The following is a 19,878-nucleotide window of genomic DNA, read 5'->3' as shown; positions in this document are numbered from 1 at the left end:
CGCGTAGGGGAAATGGAGTCATGAAAGGCTTTATCGTCGCTTTAGCCGGCTTGATCCTGGGAAGTATGGCGCCTCAATTTGCCGAGGCAACAGAGACGGTCGCCAGCATCATTCAGGTCCGTTACGATGCCAACCTAAGAGTCCAGTGCACCGCTGTTCGGATGAACCCGGGAGTATACAGCACGATTTCGAGTACCGATGCCTGTACGCTTGGTACTGAAGGCAGCTACGGCCCGGATCGAATCACCAAGACGATCTATGATGCCGCCAACCAGGTTACTGAAATCGATCAGGCTTTCGGCACGTCGGCGCAACGCGCCTATGCCCGCTATACCTATTCGGATGACGGCCTGAAGACGTCCGAAATGGACGCCAAGGGCAACAAGACGATGTTCGTCTATGACGGCTTCGACCGGTTGTCGCAGGTCCAATATCCCAGTACCATGGTCGGGTCGGGTGCTATCAACGCTGCCGACTATGAGCAGTTCACCTACGATGCCAATGGTAACCGCATGGCATATCGTCATCGTAATAGCGCAACGATCGCCTACACGTACGATGCCCTGAACCGCGAGACCCTGAAGGACATGCCGGTTTGGGCCGGCAATACGAACGGCACCTCGAAAGATGTCTATACCGGTTACGATCTGCAAGGGCATGCCCTTTACGCCCGCTTTATCGGTTCCGCGCCGACCAATGCCGGCATCACCAATGTCTATGATGCACTCGGGCGCTTGGTCACGACGACCGACGCCATCAGTCGGCCTATCATCTACGAATATAATCAGGCCAATGCGCGTACGAAGATGACCTTGCCGTACGTTCAGACGTCGAGCACAACCTATGACTATGAAACCTACAGCCTCGATAACCTGAACCGGCTTCTGTCGCTAAGCTATACCGCCGGCACGACAACCTCAGTCTTGTTCGGTCAGACCTACGACAACCTCGGTCACCGCACCAATCTCTATCGCGGTGCGGCCGGTGCTTCAGGGGCGGTGGCAACGACGACCTATGGCTACGACAATCTCGGCCGGTTGACGAGCTTGAACAACGACCTCGCCGCAACCGCATATGACATCAACTGGACATTCTCGGCCTACAACCCGGCGTCCCAGATCGTCGGTTGGGACGCATCCAGCACCAGCTATGATTACAGGGAAGTCGCTAACTCCATTGATCCGCGCACCTATAATGGCCTGAACCAGGATTCCGGCATCGCCAGCCTGGCGGCGACGTGCGCGACGGCCGGGGCCGGTTATGATTGCAGCGGCAATCTGACCAGCGAAGGCACAAGTACGGGCGCGCGCACCTTCACCTACGACGCCGAAAACCGTCTTCTGACCGCGACTGGCGGATCGGCCAACCTGACCCTGTCCTACGATCCGCTGGGACGTCTATATGTGAAGACATACGGCGCCACGACAGATACCTATCTCTATGACGGTGTCAATTTGATCGGCGAATACTCCAGCGGTGGTACGCAGCGCCGCCGCTATGTCTTCGGCGCAGGCACGGATGAGCCATTGGTATGGTTCGAGGGCCAGACCTCGGCCAGTCCCCGATATCTGATCAGCAATTATCAAGGCAGCGTCATCGCCTATACCAACAACACCGGTACGGTCCAGGAACTCTACAAATACGGTCCTTACGGCGAGCCGAAAAGTGCCAGCGATACCGATTTGTGGTCGGGCAGCCGTTTCCGCTACACCGGCCAGACGACTCTGCCGGAAGCCTATCTCTATTATTATAAGGCTAGGGTCTACGACCCCAAATATGGCAGGTTCCTCCAAACCGATCCCATCGGTAGCAAGGATGACCTGGACCTGTACGCGTATACTGCGGGCGATCCTATAAACGGAAGTGATCCAACTGGAAATCAGGATTGGGTTCACGATCTTGGGGCTTGGATAAACAAGACTTCCAACGATTTCGCAAATGGCGCAGTGAATTACGCCGCCGGCCTGACGCAATCCGCCACAAATATTGTAACCGGCAAGGGAACCAGTGGGGACCTCAAAAATGTGGGCAATTATTACCTCAACGTGGCCGCAGTTGTTGCCACGGCCACGCCAGCTTCTGCATTAGCTGCCCCTACCTTGGAGACAGCGGAGGGTGTCAACTTGGCCAGCCGAGTCGCCGATGTTCATGGCGTGCTTGATCCTATAGCAGCAAATATGCGTACAACGGCCGCTGCGACAACAACAGATGGAACGACAATTTTTGCGTCAGGCGGCCGGGATCTGACGCAGCTGCAGCGAGCTCAACTTTTGCCTGGTGAAGTAGCGGCAGCATCTCCGGGGGCACACGCAGAGGCGACGATAATAGATTATACCGGGCAGACTGGGCAAAGTCTAAAAACGATGGAGACTTCTCGGCCTATATGCACTGCGTGCCAGAGCAAGATTGAGCAATCTGGTGGTAAAGTGACAGGGCCAACGACAGCAAAGTGGCCATGGTAAAGATGACTTACAGATACGATGAAAAACGGTTGATAGACAAACTGGCCGGGCTTAGCGCTACGTCATTGGTGGCCTTTGCCGCCGCATGCGCAACTCGACAGGTGAGAAATTTTTCTACATTCACGTCTGAAACCGAGGCCTCTCGCCGCATCCTGCCAAGCCAGATAATGGGATATCTTTGGGAATATATTACCGATCCTACTCACGCGAGTGATTGGAATCAAAGATATGAGGATGTGATGTCATTAATGCCTGAGCAAGATAAAGTGTGGACAGTAGCGGATGCCATCGTAGAAGACGCTGTTGCTTCAATTGCTTATGCTATTCGCTGTTTAATGTCACACAAGATAGAAGAGGCTGCATGGGCCGCGCGACGAGCATATGAATCGGCGGACCAGATCGTAATTCGATTGTTGAAGGTGCGGTTAGGTCAGCCTGGCTCAGAAGAGATAATTAAATCTCACGAAGTAGTACAGCGTGAGCTTCAACGTCAATCTCGCGATTACGATCTCTTACAAATGGAGGATATCAGTAAGGTCCGCGAGTTAGCTTATCACGAAGCGCCTCTTAGTGATGCGGAGTGCTTTGATCTCAAGCAATCTATCTAGAGCGTTTCCCGATCACACTGGATCATATCCGCAACTGATGAAGTAGTTTCTGCTTTCGTCTGGTCTGATGAGGTCTATGAGGTTTCCGATAGCGTTCCAGAGCGCATTTCGGGGACAGGTTATCAATTGCATAATTATAACTTCGTGTTAGTCTTACGACCTAACCAATCGGAGTTGCATTGATGGCCCGCCTCGCTCGCGTTGTCATTCCCGGCGTGCCGCACCACGTAACGCAGCGCGGCAATCGTCGCGAAAGAATCTTCTTCGAAGCCGGCGACGAACAAATCTATCTCGATCTCATGACCGCGCAACTCAAACGGCACCACGTCGAGTGCTGGGCCTACTGCCTGATGCCGAACCACGTCCACCTTATTCTCACCCCCTCTGATGAAACCGGCCTGGCCCGGGCAGTCGGCGAAGCCCATCGCCGCTACACGGCTTTTGTCAGCACGCGAGGACGGTGGACCGGACACCTGTTCCAGGCGCGCTTCAGTTCCGTCGCCATGGATGAGGATCACCTGATGGCGGCGTTTCGTTATGTCGCGCTCAATCCCGTCAAGGCCGAGCTTGTCGGCAAGGCGGAAGACTGGCCGTGGTCGAGCGCACAGGCGCACATCGCCGGCGTCGATTCGGCCCACGTCGTTGTCGCCCCCACGCTTGACCGCGTCGGCGACTTTGCTGCATTCCTTGCGGACACGGGGGAAGACAATACCTTGTGGGCTACTGTCTTGAAAGCCGAACGCACCGGCCGCCCCGTCGGTGCCAAGGCGTGGATCGAACGCCTTGAAGCCGTAGCAGGCCGGACGCTAGCACCGCAAAAGCGCGGCCCCAAGCCGAAAGGTGACAAGGCCGGGTTGCCGACAGCGCCCACCCTGTTCGGTGGAAATAGTTATGCAATTGAAAATACCAAAGTTCGGTTCCCATCCTAGTCAGCCGTCCCCGAAATCATCGCTGGGACAAGCCGGCTAACGAAGCCGACCGCATGGAGGTCCTGGAAAGCCTGCTGACGAGCGACGGCCAATAAAAAGGCGTCGCCTGACGGCAACGCCTGTTTGCCCGGAAGGAGATGGTGGAGCTAAGCGGATTCGAACCGCTGACCTCCTCATTGCGAACGAGGCGCTCTACCAACTGAGCTATAGCCCCATTCCTTCGCAGGAGCCGCCTTAATACGGCAAGATACGCCCCTGTCAAGACTCCGTTGACTTGTAGTGTGTAAGGAATCCCCTATATGAATTTGACATCATATTATGGGGCGTTCCGCACATGGGCATTACAGGTATTGCCGGCTTTCTCTATTTCATTGTCAACGGCCTGTTCAGCCTGATCTTTTTCTGTCTGGTGGCGAGCGCCATCATCAGTTGGCTGGTCGCGTTCAATATCATCAATACGCGCAGCCCTGCCGTTTATCGCATCATGGACCTGCTGGACCGCGTGACAGCGCCCATTCTCGAGCCCTTCCGCCGCATGATTCCGCCCATTGGCGGCCTCGACATCAGCTTCATCCTGGCCTGCCTGGTCATCAAGGGTATCCAGATCTACCTGCTGTATCCGGCCTTTTCTAACCTGCAGCAGCTAATCGGCGGCTGAATTGGCTCGCTTGCATGTCCGCCTGACGCCGAAGTCGTCGGCGGACCGCATCGACGGCTGGGACGTCGACGACAAGGGACGCAAATTCCTGAAAATCCGCGTCCGCGCCGCGCCGATTGAAGGCCGCGCCAATGAGGCGCTCATCCTCTTTCTTGCCAAAAATTTGAACCTGCCGAAGTCGCGTCTGTCCTTGGTCGGCGGCGACACAGCGCGGCTCAAGACCATCGAGATAGATGGCCTGAGCGACGACGCTTTATCGGAAATGTTTTAAGCCGCGACGGCGGCGCTTTCGCGCACCTGGTCGGCGATGGCCTTGGCGACTTGCGAGCCCGAGGCCGTGCCACCGAGATCGCGCGTCAGGAAGCCCGTTTCGACGACGGCATCGATGGCCGCATCCAGGGCATCGGCTTCACGCATCAAGTTGAGCGAGAAACGCAGCATCATGGCGACCGACTTCAAGGTGCCGATCGGATTGGCCAGGTCCTTGCCGGCAATATCCGGCGCCGAACCGTGGATCGGCTCATAAAGACCCTGACCCGTGGCGCCCAGCGAGGCCGAGCCCAAGAGGCCGATCGAGCCCGGCAGCACCGAGGCCAGGTCGGACAGAATGTCGCCGAACATGTTTTCCGTCAGCACGACGTCGAAGGTCTTCGGGCGGGTGACGAGGTGCATGGCCATGGAATCGACCAGGGCATGCTCCAACTCGACATCGCTATATTCTTCCTTATGCAGGCGGATCACCGTCTCGCGCCACAGGCGGCTTGTCTCGATGACATTGGCCTTATCGACGCTGGTCACCTTATTGCGGCGCTTGCGGGCGGCTTCGAAAGCGACACGCGACACGCGTTCGATTTCTTCGACCGTATAGAGGCATTCGTCGGTCGCCTGGGTCTCGGTGCGCGTGCGCTTGCCGAAATAAAGACCACCCGTCAGTTCACGGACGATCAGCATGTCAGCGCCTTCGACGATTTCCGGGCGCAGCGGCGAACGGTGCACCTGCGACGCCTTGACGTCCATTGGACGCAAATTGGCGAACAACCCCATCGACTTGCGCACGGCCAGCAAACCCTGTTCCGGACGCATTTTTCCCAGGTCCCATTTGGGTCCGCCGACAGCACCCAGCAGGACGGCATCGGCCGCCAGACACGCCTTGTCGGTTTCATCCGGGTACGGATTCTGCACGGTATCGATGGCGATGCCGCCGATCATATGTTCGGAAAACTGGAAGTCGTGGCCATAGACCTCGCCGATGACCTTCAGCGCTTGCACGCCGGCCGCGGCAACTTCGGGACCGATGCCGTCACCCGGCAGGACAACGATATTGAAAGAGGACATCAGGCGGCCTTTCCGTGGCTTTGTTCGTACTGTTCGATTTGCGGCAGGCGCTTCAGCAGCCAGCCCATGGCGTCGACGCCTTCCAGCAGGCATTCGCGTGCAAAGGCCTCGATCTTGAAGACGAAGACCGTGCCGTCTTCCAGACGCAGTTCATTGGCGCGCAGGTCGATGGTGACGCGCTGCTGCGGATTGGCCAGCAGCTTGGCGTGGGTCGGCTGATCGACGATGATCGGCAGCAGGCCGTTCTTCAGGCTGTTCGAGGTGAAGATGTCGGCGATTTCGGTCGACACAACGGCCTTGAAGCCGAAATCGGTGAGGGCCCACGGTGCGTGCTCGCGCGACGAACCGCAGCCGAAATTGTTGCCGGCGACCAGGATGCGGTGCTCGTTGGCGTCGATGGTGTTGAGGATGAAGTCGGCCTTTTCCGAACCGTCGGCATTGTAGCGCCAGTCGTTGAACGCCACTTTGCCCAGGCCGACCTTGGTCGTGGTGGTCAAAAAGCGCGCCGGAATGATCTGGTCGGTGTCGATATTGGCTTCCGTCATGACGACGATGCGCGACGAAAAGGTGTTGATCGGTTCTTGATTGGGTACAGACATCAAACGGCCTCTAAAACCATGAATTGACGGGGATCGGCGACATGGCCGGCGATGGCCGAAGCCGCGGCGGTGGCCGGCGAGGCGAGGACCGTGCGTGAGCCCGGACCCTGACGGCCTTCAAAATTGCGGTTGGAGGTCGAGACCGCCAACTGGCCGGGGCTGACGAAATCGCCGTTCATGGCAATACACATCGAACAACCCGGCAGACGCCACTCGGCGCCGGCCTCGAGGAAGATCTTGTCCAGGCCTTCCGCTTCGGCTTCGAGACGGACCCATTCCGAACCCGGCACGACCAGGGCGCGGACGCCCGGAGCTACCTTGCGGCCCTTGAAGATCTCGGCGGCGGCGCGCAGGTCCGACATGCGGCCATTGGTGCACGAACCGATGAAGACGACATCGACCTTGGCGACGTCGCGGCTGTCGCCACCATGCAGTCCCATATATTTCAAGGCGCGTTCGTCGTCTTCGCTGTGCGCCAGAGGCACACCGGCGGAGATCGGCGCGCCCATGTCGGGCGACGTGCCCCAGGTCGCCATCGGCGTGATGGCGGAGCCGTCGAGTTCGATTTCCTTGTCGAAGACGGCGCCTTCGTCCGACGCCAGCTTCAGCCATTCGGCGGCGGCAGCATCATAGGCATCGCCTTGCGGCACATAGGGGCGGCCGCGCAGCCAGTCGACCGTCTTTTGGTCGGGGGCGATCATGCCGCAACGGGCGCCGGCCTCGATCGACAGGTTGCAGACCGTCATGCGGCCTTCCATGTCGAGGTCGCGGATGGCCTCGCCGGCATATTCCAGCGCATAGCCGGTGCCGCCGGAGAAGCCGAGGCGAGCGATGATGGCGAGCGCCACATCCTTGCCGGTGACGCCAGGCTGCAGCTTGCCATTGACCGTGATGCGCATGGTCTTGGGCTTGCGCTGGGCCAGGCACTGGGTGGCCAGGACGTGGCCGACTTCCGACGTGCCGATACCGAAGGCGATACAGCCGAAGGCGCCGTGGGTCGAGGTGTGCGAGTCGCCGCAAACGACCGTATAGCCCGGCTGGGTCAGGCCCATTTCCGGCCCGATGACGTGAACGACGCCGCGGTTTTCAGCATCATAGCCGAACAGGCGGACGCCATGATGGGCGGCGTTGCGCTCCAGCGTCTCGACCTGGGTCTTGGCCTGGGGCGTGACATAGGGGCGGTTGCCCTGGGCGTCGGGGCGCAGGGTCGGAATCGAGTGATCCAAGGTCGCAAAGGTCTTGTCCGGGCGGCGGACCTTCAGCCCGCGCTCGTCCAGGGCCGAAAAGGCCTGCGGGCTGGTGACTTCGTGGACAAGGTGCAGGTCGATATAGAGCACGGCCGGCCGGTCGGCGGCCTGGTCCTCGACCACGTGGCTGTCCCAGACTTTTTCGAACAAGGATTTAGGTGTCATTATTGCGCTCACATCGTTTTTTAAAAGGAAGCAAGATACCCCACCACCACGAGCCATTCATGTCGTGTCTTCTGAAAAGTCGGCTCGCGGTCCTCCTCCCCGGCAAGCGGGGAGGAACCAGAAGAGGCGACTTAATTCTTGTTCCTCCCCGCTTGCCGGGGAGGGGGACCGACGCGCTTCTTGCGCGTTGGTGGTGGGGTACTTTACTTGTGAATATTACTCCGCCGGAACGGCCGCTTCGATCGGGTCCAGCCAGCCGAAACGATCTTCCGTCGTGCCGTTGAACAGGCCGTGGAACAGGGCGATCAAACGCTTGGTCACCTTGCCCGGGCCATTGGCGCGGGTCGGGATGTCGTCGACGCTGCGGATCGGGGTGATTTCCGCCGCCGTGCCGCACATGAAGACCTCGTCGGCGAGATACAGCATCTCGCGCGGCAGGGCCTGCTCGATGACTTCCATGCCGTCGGCCTTGGCCAGCTTGATGATCGAATCGCGCGTAATGCCGCCCAGGATCGAGGACGCCACCGGCGGGGTGTGGATCTTGCCGTTCATGACCAGGAACAGGTTTTCGCCCGCACCTTCGGACAGCCGGCCGTCGGTGCCCAGCCCGATGCCTTCGGCATAGCCGCGACCGCGCGCTTCCTTGCCGATCAGGTAGGACGACAGGTAGTTGCCGCCCATCTTGGCCGCGTTCGGAATGGTGTTCGGCGCCGCGCGCTGCCACGACGAAACGCAAACGTCGACGCCCTGATTGATGCCTTCTTCGCCGAGATAGGCGCCCCACGGAAAGGCGGCGATGGCGAAATCGACCTTGGCCTCACCCTTCGGCGTCACGCCCATGCCGTTTTCGCCGAGGAAGGCGACCGGACGCCAATAGGCGCTCTTGAGATTGTTGGCGACCAGGATGTCCTTGCACGCCTTGACCATCTGATCCAGGCTGTAGGGCACCTTGATGCCATAGATACGCGCCGAGTCTTCGAGGCGCTTCAGGTGATCGCCCAGGCGGAAACCGATCGGACCGTGCGGCGTATCATAGGCGCGGATGCCTTCGAACACCGAGGTGCCGTAATGCAGGGCGTGGGTCAGGACGTGGACCTTGGCGTCTTCCCAATTGATGATCTGGCCATTGAACCAGATTTTGTCAGCAAGCTTTGTCATGATGTCTGTTCTTCGAATTTGGATTTGGTATCGGCGGAGTCTGTACGCCCTTTGGCGGGCGCCAGAAAGACGGATTTTTCGAAGGCGTCGCATAACGCCCGAAGTCCGGCCCATACCGGGTCGGGGCCGCGACCACGGCCCCGATACCCAACCCCTTTTATTCGCAGGCTGATCTCCGCGAAGGCGCCGCCTTCGAAGCCGAAGCCCGACTGAATGATTTCGCAATCGACCACTTTCGCGTCGATCTGATAGGCGTCGACCAGCGCTGCCAGACCGGCCTCGAAGGCCGTGATGCCCTCGGCGGTGACGGTCAGCGGATCGCCGTTATCGCGACGCAGGTCGAGCGTGATCTCGACCTTGTCCTTGGTGACATGGCTCGTAACGCCCTGGATGCGGGCGTCGTCCTTGTCGGAATTGTTGCGCGTCAACAAAGAGCGCAGCTCGAACTCGTCGATCTCGCCGATTTCGTCGGCACGGCGCTTGAAGGCGGTGAACAGATCGCCCAGCTCCAATTCGCCCAGGTCGTAACCCAGGGCCGCGACCTGCTTGGCGATGGCGTGGCGGCCGGAATGCTTGCCCAGGACCATGTTCGACTTTTCGACCCCGACGTCTTCGGGGCGCATGATCTCATAGGTGCGTGCGTCGTTCAGCATGCCGTGCTGATGGATGCCCGATTCGTGCGCAAAGGCGTTCTTGCCGACGATGGCCTTGTTGCGGACGACGACGCTGCCGGTGGCGCGCGAAAGCAGGCGCGAGGTCTGCGCCAACCGCGTGGTGTCGATGCCGGTGGTCAGGTTGAACAGGTCCGGCCGGACCTTCAAGGCCATGACGACCTCTTCCAGCGAGCAATTGCCGGCGCGTTCGCCGATGCCGTTGATCGTGCATTCGACCTGGCGCGCCCCGGCTTCCAGCGCCGACAGGGTGTTGGCGACGGCCAAACCCAGATCGTTGTGGCAGTGGGTCGACAGGACGACGTCGGGATAATCGCTCAACGCCGTGCGCAAATCAGTGAAGATGCGGAACATTTCCGGCGGCGTCGAATAGCCGACCGTGTCCGGAATGTTCAGCGTACCGGCACCCGCCTCGGCGACCGCGCGGCAGACCTCGGCCAGGAAATCCGGCTCGGTGCGGATGGCGTCCTCGGGCGAGAACTCGACCTCGTCGAACATCTTGGCGGCATAGGACACGGCCTTGACACCGATTTCGAGGACTTCCGACCGCGACTTCTTCAGCTTGGCGGCGCGATGGATTGGTGACGTCGCCAGGAAGATATGGACGCGCTTGCGCCGCGCCGGCGCCAACGAACGGGCGGCGGCGTCGAGATCGCTTTCCAGGGCGCGCGACAACGAACAGAAGGTCGGACCGGTGACCTCCTTCGCAATCGTGCGGATGGCCTCTTCATCGCCCTGCGACGAGGCGGCGAAACCGGCCTCGATGATGTCGACGCCCAGGTCCTTGAGGGCGTGGGCCAGCATCAGCTTGTCCTTGACGCCCAGCGAGAAGCCGGGCGCCTGCTCGCCGTCACGCAGCGAGGTATCGAAGATGACGACCCTGTTCGGGTCACGGATAACAGACGTCATACGGCAATTTCCTGCTTGGCCTTTGGCTGCGCCGCGACCTCCACCCGGGGGTCGCCTGCAAGGCGCTTGATACCATAAAGGCGGTCGATTTGGAGGCCCAGAGTATCCAGGCTGCGCGAAGGGTCGCGCGGGCGCACGGCCAGCGTCAAGCCCCGTTTGTCCTCGCCGAGGTCGTAAAGTTCGGCCCCCTCAATAAAGAACCCTCTACGCTCGACGAGGCCCAAGATTCGCAGCAGCGTCCCTTCGAGACGATCCAGCTCAATATGAATCAAGTGGTTCATCCCAACGCTCCTCCATCATTTCGGCATTCGACGCGCCCGGCGGCACCAGGGGCCAGACATTTTCACGCGGGTCGATCAACACATGCAACAGGGTCGGGCCGTCAGCGGCCAACAACCGGTCCAGCGCGCCCTCGACCTCGTGGCGGTGCGTGATCCGGAAGGCGCTCAACCCGAACGCCTTGGCGACCTCGACGAAGTCGGGATTGTCCGACAGATCGATCTCGGAATAGTTTTCCTGGTAGAACAGCTCTTGCCATTGCCGCACCAGGCCCAGGCTGGAATTGTCCAACAGGACGATCTTCAGCGGGATATTGTAGCGGTTAAGCGTCGCCATTTCCTGGATGTTCATCATGAACGATCCGTCGCCGGAAATGGTGACGACATGGGCGTCGGGCTTGGCCAGCTTGGCGCCGACCCCGGCCGGCAGGCCGTAACCCATGGCGCCGGAACCGCCCGACGTCAGGTGCCCGCGGTTATGGGCGAATTCGCAATGCTGGGCGACCCACATCTGGTGCTGGCCGACGTCGCAGCAGGCGGTGAAACTGTCACCGGCCTTTTCCGACAGGGATTTCAGCAGACCGGGCGCATAGATGCCCTTGCCCGGCGCATTGTAACGGAAGCGGTGCTCCCACTTGTCGGCCTTGCACTTCTCGACCCACTTCTGGATGTCCTTGACCTTGGGCGACAACGCCTCCAGAGCCGCCTTCAGATCGCCGACGACGGCGACGTGGGCGTGGCGCAGCTTGCTGATCTCAGCCGGATCGATGTCGAAATGGATGACCTTGGCATTGGGCGCGAAGGCGTTGAGCTTGCCGGTGGCGCGGTCGTCGAAACGAGCGCCCAGCGCGATCAGCAAATCCGTGTCCTGAACGGCGATATTGGCGGCGCGCGTACCGTGCATGCCCAACATACCCAAAAACAGATCGTGCGTCGTCGGGATCGTGCCCAGGCCCTTCAGGGTCGAGACGGCCGGAATGCCGGTGCGGGCGAGGAAATCGCGCAGGGTCTGCGACGCGCCGGCCATTTCGACGCCACCGCCGATATAGAGCAGGGGCTTCTTCGCCGCTTCGATCAGCTTCTTCGCGTCTTCGATCGCCTGCGCACTCGGCGCCGGCGGCGTCCAGGCCGGGAAGGTGGCGGCATGCGAAGCACCGACGCGCGAGGCGGCGACGTCCTTCGGGATGTCGATCAGCACCGGACCGGCGCGGCCTTCGGTGGCGATGGCAAAGGCTTCGGCGATGATCGACGGGATGTCGGCCGGATCGCGGACCAGCCACGAATGCTTGACGATGGGCAGGGTGAGACCCAGGATATCGACTTCCTGGAAGCCGTCCGTGCCCAGCAAATGCGTGCCGACCTGACCGGTGATGCAGACCAGGGGAACGCTGTCCATATAGGCATTAGCAATGCCGGTGATCAAATTGGTGGCGCCGGGACCCGAGGTCGCCATGCACACACCGACCCCACCGGTGGCGCGGGCATAGGCGTCGGCGGCAAAGGCAGCGCCTTGCTCATGACGAACCAGGATGTGTTTCAGGCCGGAGCCGGCCAGGGCGTCATAGATGGGCATGATGGCGCCACCCGGATAGCCGAATACGGTCTCGACCCCCAACGCCTTCAGCGTGGAGATGACCAGTTGCGCTCCGGTGGGTTGGTTGCTCATCTTTGAACTCGGTGTCCGTGGGTTTCTTTAACTTCTCCTCCCTTGCGAGCCTTCTTCAGGCGAAGCGGGGGAGGTGGCATCGCGCGGCCCATTCTTCATGGGCCAAAGTCGATGACGGAGGGGGCCATCCCACCGTCAGCGGCCCCCTCCGTCGCAAACTTCGCCGCGGGAGAGGAAAAAGGGGCGGTGGGGGACGCGCCTACATCCCCCACCATTTAGCGCCGACAGTTACGCGTCGACGTTTTGTTTGTTCTGCAGCCACGACATGCGGCCGCGCAGATCCTTGCCGACCACTTCGATCGGATGTTCCAGGTCCTGGCGCATCAGGGCGTTGTACCGCGGACGGCCGGCCATGTTTTCCAGGATCCAGTCGCGGGCGAAATCGCCGGACTGGATGTCGTTGAGCACTTCTTCCATGCGCTCGCGCGTTTCTTCATTGATGATGCGCGGGCCCGAGACCAGGTCGCCATACTTGCAGGTTTCCGAAACGAAGGAGTGCATCTTGGCGAAGCCGCCTTCATACAGCAGGTCGACGATCAGCTTCAGCTCGTGCAGGCATTCGAAATAGGCGATTTCCGGACGATAGCCGGCATTGACCAGGGTCTCGAAGCCCATCAGGACCAGCTCGGTCGTACCGCCGCACAGGACGGCCTGTTCGCCGAACAGATCCGTTTCGGTTTCTTCCTTGAAGGTCGTCTCGATGACGCCACCGACCGTACCGCCGATGCCGCGGGCATAGCCCAGGGCCTTGCGGGCGGCTTCACCGGACTTGTCCTGCTCGACGGCGAACAGCGACGGCACGCCGCGGCCGCGTTGATATTCGCGGCGGACCAGATCGCCCGGACCCTTGGGGGCGACCAGGATAACGTCCATGTCGGGGCGCGGAATGACGCGGCCGTACAGGACCGAGAAGCCGTGGGCGAACAGGAGCGCCGTGCCCTTGGGGGCGAAGGGCTCGATGATGTCCTTATAGATGTCGGCATGCGACATGTCGGGGGTCAGGATGGCGATGATGGTGGCGTCGGCGATGGCGTCCTTGATTTCCGCCGTGGCCAGGCCGTCATGCGTCGCCTTGTCGTAACCGGAGCCACCCTTGCGGACACCGACAATGACGTCGGCGCCGGAATCGCGCAGGTTCTGCGCGTGGGCGCGGCCCTGGCTGCCATAGCCGATGATGGCGATGCGCTCACCCTTCAGGCTGTCGGGGGAAACGTCGTCATTCGTATAGATCTTCACAGTGTAGCTCCAATGGTCTGGATAGAGGGGTGGGGATGAAATCAGGCGCCGAACAGGCGGTTATACTTGTCGAGCGCGCCGGCGCCGAAGGCGACCTTGCCCGGGCGGATGGTCTTGCTGGCGCGGCGCATGTCGATATCGGCCATGACGTCGATGCGACGGGCGGCGATGTCGATATGGATGATGTCGTCGTCCTGGACATAGGCGATCGGGCCGCGCGCCGAGCTCGATGGCGCGACATGACCGATGATGGCGCCGTCATGTCCGCCGACGCGGCCGTCGGTGATCACGGTGACGCGATCCAGCCTGGCTTCGCTCAGGGCTGCGGTGATGGCCGACAGATCGCTTTTGACCGTGTCGTCGTCGTGACGGATGATGACGGTGTCGCAGGCACGGACCCGGCCCGAGCGGATCGCGGTCAAGGCGTCGTCCTGGCAATCGAACACGCGCGCCGGGCTATCGAACGCCTCAATACCGAAACCTTCCAAACGGACCACGCAACCGTCCGGCGCGAACGAGCCGTGAAGAATGGCGAAGCCGGAATTCTGGCTTGCGTCGTGATGGCGGATGGGGGCGAAGGCGGTCATGGTGGGTGCTCTAAAGGCTAAGTTTTGATGTGCAAAAAAATCCCGCTCGGATCGGAGCGGGAGGACTGTATCCTCATTAGCGGGTGTTCAAACCTGCGCTACCACTCCGGGTGTAGGGGGCGAAGTACGCCCCCAATAAGAAGCGATACCACGTCAAGTACGATGACCGACAGGATTACGGAAGCCGTCAGAACCTTCAGGTTCAGGGCCTTGTCTTCCTTAATCGCAATGGCTTTCGCCGAGGTCATGGCCGTACTCCGCGCGTCCGTGATTGGATGCGTTGAAACCATATAGCGTTAAGCTTGAACAAAAAGCAACTGAATTCTGGAAAATTTTTTCAGCATATCAAGGTATTAGCCCCCGGCCGGGACATATAATTTCTTAAAATGACCGTTTCTCGGTCAATTATTTCATTTTGCGCCGCAAAATGCCCGAAAAGCACAGGCTTGCGGCCGAAATGCCGCAACAATCTCCCCCGGTTTCATTTGATACCATGTCGCCGGCCTTGCCAAGGCATACCTGCAGTCTATGCTGACAAGCAAAACCCGTAGGAGAGAATATGAGAAAGGTGGTGCTGTTGCTTGCGAGCCTTAGTCTTTGTAGCCTGTCTTTTGCTCTGACCGCAGTGGCTGACGAGCCCTCTCGTGACCAAGGGAGTGAACTTCATTTCGTGCACATCGAGCAGTTGGCGGACGGTGGTGGTAAAACATCCGTAGAGGTCGTGGTCACCAACGTGAAGGGCGAAACCATCTGCATTAGCAATACTGTTTTTTCAAATTATGCTCTGGAGTTGGATGTGGATGGAACGAGTAGACACGAAGAAAACGGTATCGTGGGGCGCCCAACGCCAGGCTGCGACAAACTGAAAAGAGGAAAGGCCTTGCACTATGCCTACGACATCTCAAAAATATTTCGTGAGTATGATCTGCATGGCAGGCAGGTTTGCTTTCGCTTCTTTTGGAAGTACCTCCAGGACGTGGATTCTCAGGACAACTATCAATATTTTCCCGGTGAGGAGGTTGCGTGCACAATCTTGAAATAATGTCGTCCACCAGTCTCGCGATAGAATTATCACTGACTTAAGGAGGTGCCGATACCCCTCGCGGCGCCGGCACGCGGGAGAAGAGAAGACACGGTATGGATCGCCGATGGCGGATCGTTGGAAACCCGCCTCAAACTAAACTGAAAAAACTCGGTGCGTAAAGGGTTCGCACGCTCAAACTCCGTGCCTTCACAGCTCGCGCGTGAGGACAGGTTTCCATGCTGGCGGCAAAAACGGCGGACGACAATGACAATGGCGCAAAGCAGTTGCGCTGTATGCGAAAGCGGGCATTATAACATAATGCTTCACCGGATCGGCTTTACGACGAAAGACCTTGGCGCGGACGGCGATCTGCGTCGCCGCGAACGCGTCGTCAACGATCGGCTGCATACTGTTGTCGGCGATCTGTGCGTCATGCGTTGCCGCGATATCGAATCCAGCCGTCACGCCGCGATGGCCTTGTGGGCAGGGCCGGAAATCGTCGTCGGTTATCTTGAGGAACTTGCCATTACCTGCCACCGCGGGCGACGTCATATCCAGAAGGACGGCGACGATTCGCTGTTCGTCCAGCTGAACCACGGTCGCGCGGCCATCGGTGGCAGCCAATTCGGCCGCGACTACGATCTGGCGCCCGGCTTCGGCACGATCAGCGTCCACAATGCCAGCCTCGACATCCAAAGTCACCCGGGCATGGGCCTCCTGGGCATTACCCTGCCGCGCCACCTGACCGAGGACTGGAGCCTGGCGCCCGAAGACCTCGCCGGCCGCGTGATCAGCCTCGACCAGCCGTCCATGCGTCTGCTCAAGCACTATGCCGGTCTGTTCCACGCCGAACCCGACGCGGACGACGACCTGATCGCCGGCGCTACGCGCCACCTGGCCTGGCTGATCGGCAGCGGTTTTTCTGCCCTGAAACCGCGCGAGGCCGGCGAAAAACACGCCCGGTCGATCGGCACCGCTCGCCTGGCCGCTATCCGCAGCCATATTGCCCGTCACAGCGCCGATCCGTACTTGAGCGCGGCGACCACGGGACGCGCGCTCGGTATTTCGGAACGGATGGTGCAACACGTCCTGACCGCGGCCGGCACAAGTTTTTCCGGCCTGTGCGGCAAACTGCGGGCGGAAAAAGCGCGCATCCTCCTGCTCGATCCGGCGCTCGACCATGTTCCCGTCAGCGAGATCGGTTTTCTGTGCGGCTTCAACGACGTCTCGGCGTTTTATCGCGTCTTCCGCGCCCGCTATGACGACACCCCCGGCGGCGTTCGCAGCCGGGCCCGCTAAGGACTATAGCCATGGCCTGTGCCGGCGATGTAGTATTGCGCATGGAATTTCAGGAGGCGTCGTGACCGCCGTAATCTCCCTCATGCTGGCCGTCGCTGATACGCCCGCCGCCATCGCCTGGTACAGGCAGGCCCTGAAGGCCAGCGTCCTGTGGGACATGGGCTCGGTCGCCGGCCTGGAGATCGCCGGCGCGCCGTTTTTCCTCCATCCGCCGAAGCCGGGCCAGTTCGAAAACCCGCAAACACTCGGCACATCGACTGTCCGTGTCGAGCTCTTCGTCGCCGACCCCGACGCCGTCATTGCCGGCGCTGTGGCAGCCGGTGCGTCCGGCGGCGATATTCGCGACTATGAAGCGCCGTGGGGCACCCATCGCCAGGGCAGTTTCACCGACCCGTTCGGCTATGAATGGCATGTCGGCGACACATCGCCGCTGAAAGCGTTCGGTTAATCTCGGAACGCCGTGCGGGTTGAGCCATGGCTATAAGTGGGTCCGCAGATTACGCAGATTACGCAGATTTTTCAGAGCTTATTCGTAATGTTCAGCGCCCGTCCCTTTCGTGAACCGATCGCGTAGCGATCATTTCGTGGTTTGAATTTCCACAGCCGTAGGCCGCCCCAAGCTCTGAAAAATCTGCGTAATCTGCGTAATCTGCGGATCCCCTTCTTCTTAAACTTAGCGCCCCACAACAGACGTTTTCGACCCAAAACCCCAAAATGCGTTGATTAAGACCACTACAAGCCTATATAGGGCGCATCCCGCAAAGCCTTGCTGCGCCTCTATTTGCTTACACAGGTAACTATCCCATGCCCGCTTTACGCTCCCGCACCACCACCTTCGGCCGCAACATGGCGGGCGCGCGGGCGCTCTGGCGGGCGACCGGCATGAAGGACGGCGATTTCAGCAAGCCCATCATCGCCGTCGTCAACAGCTTCACCCAGTTCGTCCCCGGCCACGTCCACCTCAAGGACATCGGCCAACTGGTGGCCCGTGAAATCGAACGCGCCGGCGGCGTCGCCAAGGAATTCAACACCATCGCCGTCGACGACGGCATCGCCATGGGCCACGGCGGCATGTTGTACAGCCTGCCCAGCCGCGACCTGATCGCCGACAGCGTCGAATATATGGTCAATGCCCACTGCGCCGACGCCATGGTCTGTATCTCCAATTGCGACAAGATCACGCCGGGCATGCTGATGGCTGCCATGCGTATCAATATCCCCGTCGTCTTCGTCTCCGGCGGCCCGATGGAAGCTGGCAAGGTCACCTGGGCCGACGAAAACGGTGTCGTCAAGACCCACGCGCTCGACCTGATCGACGCCATGATCCAAGCCGGCGACGAACGCATTTCCGACGCGCAGGTCGCCGCCGTCGAAGAGGCCGCCTGTCCGACCTGCGGCTCGTGCTCGGGCATGTTCACCGCCAATTCGATGAACTGCCTGACCGAAGCCCTCGGTCTCTCCCTGCCGGGCAACGGCACGACGCTTGCCACCCACTCCGACCGCGAACGCCTGTTCTGCGAAGCCGGCCGCACCATTGTCGACCTGTGCGAGCGCTGGTACGGCCAGGACGACGCCTCGGTCCTGCCGCGCTCCATCGCCAGCAAAGAAGCCTTCGAGAACGCCATGGCGCTCGATGTCGCCATGGGCGGCTCGACCAATACGGTCCTGCACATCCTGGCAGCGGCGCAAGAGGCCAAGATCGACTTCACCATGGCCGATATCGACCGCATTTCGCGCAAGGTCCCCTGCATCTGCAAGGTGGCGCCGGCCTCGTCCGACGTCCATATCGAAGACGTCCACCGCGCCGGCGGCATCATGGGGATTCTCGGCGAACTGAACCGCGGCGGCCTGATCCACGGCGAATTGCCGACCGTGCATAGTCCGTCCATGTCGGCGGCCCTGGCCCATTGGGACATCAAATCTTCCAACGATTCCACCGTCGCCGAATTCTTCAAGGCGGCGCCCGGCGGCGTCCGCACCACCCAGGCCTTTTCGCAAAGCCGGCGCTGGGACGAACTCGACAGCAACCGCGAAACGGGCGTCATCCGCAGCGTCGACAACGCCTTTACCAAGGACGGCGGCCTGGCGGTTCTCACCGGCAATATCGCCGAAAAGGGCTGTATCGTCAAAACCGCCGGCGTCGATGAATCAATCTGGAAGTTCGACGGCACGGCGCGTGTCTTCGAATCCCAGGACGAGGCGGCCGCGGCCATCCTGAACAACAAGATCGTCCCCGGCGACATCGTCGTCATCCGCTACGAAGGCCCGAAGGGCGGCCCGGGCATGCAGGAAATGCTCTATCCGACGACCTATCTCAAATCCAAGGGCCTCGGCAAGCAATGCGCCCTGCTGACGGACGGGCGTTTCTCCGGCGGCACATCGGGCCTGTCGATCGGTCATGCCTCGCCCGAAGCCGCGGCCGGCGGCCTGATCGCCCTGGTCGAGGACGGCGACCGCATCGAAATCGACATCCCCAACCGCTCGATCAAGCTGGCCGTGTCGGACGACGTCATCCTGTCGCGCCGCATCGCCCAGGACGCCCGCGGCAAGGACGCCTATACGCCGAAAAACCGCGACCGCTACGTCTCGGCGGCCTTGCAGGCCTATGCCGCCCTGGTCACCTCGGCCGACACCGGCGCCGTCAGGGATCTGGATCAGTTGAAGCGTTAATAAAGCTGCTTAATCGCAGACACCTCCGTGCCCCGGCGGTTGGGCGGGCTATTTTCTTGTGCCTCCCCGCTTGCCGGGGAGGGGGACCGCACGACGAAAGCGCAGCTTTCTAGATGCGGTGGTGGGGTGTCTTCAAGCTGAAACAAACTTAAAAAGACGTTATTTATCCGTTATTTATGAGATGCATGAATCGCCTAGAGCGTGATGTAATTAAATGGAAACGCTCCTTATATCCCTTCTCCCCTTTCAAGGGGAGAGGGTGGCAGGCTTCAGCCTGCCGGGTGAGGGGTACTTTATTCCTGCTGGCGATTCCGTCCAAAGTCATTCCACTCTAGCCTTTTAAGGGGAGAGGCCGGGCGGCCGGCGCCGGTGGCCGA

18 protein-coding genes and 1 tRNA gene are annotated in these 19,878 nt (G+C 60.4%); 9 read left to right on the top strand and 10 right to left on the bottom strand.

Going from position 1 to position 19,878, the window contains the following annotated elements; all coding sequences use genetic code 11:
- Positions 1 to 20: 20 nt before the first annotated feature.
- The 3 genes from AC1DX3_RS15185 to AC1DX3_RS15175 all read left to right on the top strand — a co-directional run bounded on the left by AC1DX3_RS15185 (position 21) and on the right by AC1DX3_RS15175 (position 3,999).
- The gene (locus tag AC1DX3_RS15185) at positions 21 to 2,462 is read left to right on the top strand and encodes an RHS repeat-associated core domain-containing protein (protein ID WP_476990158.1); all 2,442 of its coding nucleotides are present in this window, start codon (positions 21 to 23) and stop codon (positions 2,460 to 2,462) included.
- Entirely contained in the window at positions 2,456 to 3,070 is a 615-nt protein-coding gene (locus AC1DX3_RS15180; RefSeq protein WP_476990157.1) for a DUF416 family protein, read from the top strand. The genes AC1DX3_RS15185 and AC1DX3_RS15180 overlap by 7 nt, the downstream gene beginning before the upstream one ends.
- Before the next feature lie 182 nt (positions 3,071 to 3,252).
- Positions 3,253 to 3,999, top strand: coding sequence for a transposase (locus tag AC1DX3_RS15175; protein ID WP_476990156.1), 747 nt, complete (start codon positions 3,253 to 3,255; stop codon positions 3,997 to 3,999).
- A gap of 138 nt (positions 4,000 to 4,137) precedes the next feature.
- On the opposite strand, the gene AC1DX3_RS15170 is transcribed toward AC1DX3_RS15175, so the two are convergent.
- Positions 4,138 to 4,213: transfer RNA gene (locus AC1DX3_RS15170), tRNA-Ala, on the bottom strand.
- 120 nt (positions 4,214 to 4,333) lie between these two features.
- Here AC1DX3_RS15170 and AC1DX3_RS15165 point away from each other — a divergent pair.
- Entirely contained in the window at positions 4,334 to 4,657 is a 324-nt protein-coding gene (locus AC1DX3_RS15165) for a YggT family protein (RefSeq protein WP_476990155.1), read from the top strand.
- Between the two features lies 1 nt (position 4,658).
- Entirely contained in the window at positions 4,659 to 4,928 is a 270-nt protein-coding gene (locus tag AC1DX3_RS15160; RefSeq protein ID WP_476990154.1) for a DUF167 family protein, read from the top strand.
- Here AC1DX3_RS15160 and leuB read toward each other — a convergent pair.
- The 9 genes from leuB to AC1DX3_RS15115 all read right to left on the bottom strand — a co-directional run bounded on the left by leuB (position 4,925) and on the right by AC1DX3_RS15115 (position 14,508).
- The gene (leuB, locus tag AC1DX3_RS15155) at positions 4,925 to 5,992 is read right to left on the bottom strand and encodes a 3-isopropylmalate dehydrogenase (RefSeq protein ID WP_476990153.1); all 1,068 of its coding nucleotides are present in this window, start codon (positions 5,990 to 5,992) and stop codon (positions 4,925 to 4,927) included. The two genes, AC1DX3_RS15160 and leuB, sit on opposite strands and share 4 nt — an antisense overlap.
- Complete coding sequence (leuD, locus tag AC1DX3_RS15150) at positions 5,992 to 6,591, bottom strand: 3-isopropylmalate dehydratase small subunit (RefSeq protein ID WP_476990152.1); 600 nt, start codon at positions 6,589 to 6,591, stop codon at positions 5,992 to 5,994. Before leuD ends, leuB begins: the two co-directional genes overlap by 1 nt.
- Positions 6,591 to 8,003 carry a 3-isopropylmalate dehydratase large subunit gene (leuC, locus tag AC1DX3_RS15145; protein ID WP_476990151.1) on the bottom strand — a complete coding sequence of 471 codons (1,413 nt, stop codon included), beginning with the start codon at positions 8,001 to 8,003 and terminating at the stop codon, positions 6,591 to 6,593. Before leuC ends, leuD begins: the two co-directional genes overlap by 1 nt.
- 216 nt (positions 8,004 to 8,219) lie before the next feature.
- Positions 8,220 to 9,161, bottom strand: coding sequence for a branched-chain amino acid transaminase (locus tag AC1DX3_RS15140; protein WP_476990150.1), 942 nt, complete (start codon positions 9,159 to 9,161; stop codon positions 8,220 to 8,222).
- Complete coding sequence (locus tag AC1DX3_RS15135; RefSeq protein WP_476990149.1) at positions 9,158 to 10,741, bottom strand: 2-isopropylmalate synthase; 1,584 nt, start codon at positions 10,739 to 10,741, stop codon at positions 9,158 to 9,160. The genes AC1DX3_RS15140 and AC1DX3_RS15135 overlap by 4 nt, the downstream gene beginning before the upstream one ends.
- On the bottom strand, positions 10,738 to 11,022 hold the full coding sequence (locus tag AC1DX3_RS15130; RefSeq protein ID WP_476990148.1) for an ACT domain-containing protein: 285 nt from the start codon (positions 11,020 to 11,022) through the stop codon (positions 10,738 to 10,740). Before AC1DX3_RS15130 ends, AC1DX3_RS15135 begins: the two co-directional genes overlap by 4 nt.
- The gene (gene ilvG / locus AC1DX3_RS15125; protein ID WP_476990147.1) at positions 11,000 to 12,685 is read right to left on the bottom strand and encodes an acetolactate synthase 2 catalytic subunit; all 1,686 of its coding nucleotides are present in this window, start codon (positions 12,683 to 12,685) and stop codon (positions 11,000 to 11,002) included. Before ilvG ends, AC1DX3_RS15130 begins: the two co-directional genes overlap by 23 nt.
- Positions 12,686 to 12,913: 228 nt before the next feature.
- Positions 12,914 to 13,921 carry a ketol-acid reductoisomerase gene (gene ilvC / locus AC1DX3_RS15120; RefSeq protein WP_476990146.1) on the bottom strand — a complete coding sequence of 336 codons (1,008 nt, stop codon included), beginning with the start codon at positions 13,919 to 13,921 and terminating at the stop codon, positions 12,914 to 12,916.
- A 41-nt stretch (positions 13,922 to 13,962) separates the two neighbouring features.
- Positions 13,963 to 14,508, bottom strand: a complete 546-nt coding sequence (locus AC1DX3_RS15115; RefSeq protein WP_476990145.1) for a hypothetical protein — start codon at positions 14,506 to 14,508, stop codon at positions 13,963 to 13,965.
- Between the two features lie 559 nt (positions 14,509 to 15,067).
- Here AC1DX3_RS15115 and AC1DX3_RS15110 point away from each other — a divergent pair.
- The 4 genes from AC1DX3_RS15110 to ilvD all read left to right on the top strand — a co-directional run bounded on the left by AC1DX3_RS15110 (position 15,068) and on the right by ilvD (position 19,501).
- Entirely contained in the window at positions 15,068 to 15,550 is a 483-nt protein-coding gene (locus AC1DX3_RS15110) for a hypothetical protein (protein ID WP_476990144.1), read from the top strand.
- A gap of 300 nt (positions 15,551 to 15,850) precedes the next feature.
- Positions 15,851 to 16,831: a helix-turn-helix transcriptional regulator gene (locus AC1DX3_RS15105; RefSeq protein ID WP_476990143.1), complete on the top strand. Its 981-nt coding sequence runs from the start codon at positions 15,851 to 15,853 to the stop codon at positions 16,829 to 16,831.
- A 61-nt stretch (positions 16,832 to 16,892) separates the two neighbouring features.
- A complete protein-coding gene (locus AC1DX3_RS15100) occupies positions 16,893 to 17,279 on the top strand; it encodes a VOC family protein (RefSeq protein WP_476990142.1) in 387 nt (128 codons plus the stop codon).
- Positions 17,280 to 17,635: 356 nt separating this feature from the next.
- Positions 17,636 to 19,501 (top strand): dihydroxy-acid dehydratase, encoded by a 1,866-nt coding sequence (gene ilvD, locus AC1DX3_RS15095; protein WP_476990141.1) that lies wholly within the window; start codon positions 17,636 to 17,638, stop codon positions 19,499 to 19,501.
- The last annotated feature ends 377 nt before the right edge of the window (positions 19,502 to 19,878 follow it).

The organism is Asticcacaulis sp. P2_B1, from assembly GCF_056404915.1.
This window is presented reverse-complemented; position numbering and strand designations above follow the sequence as displayed.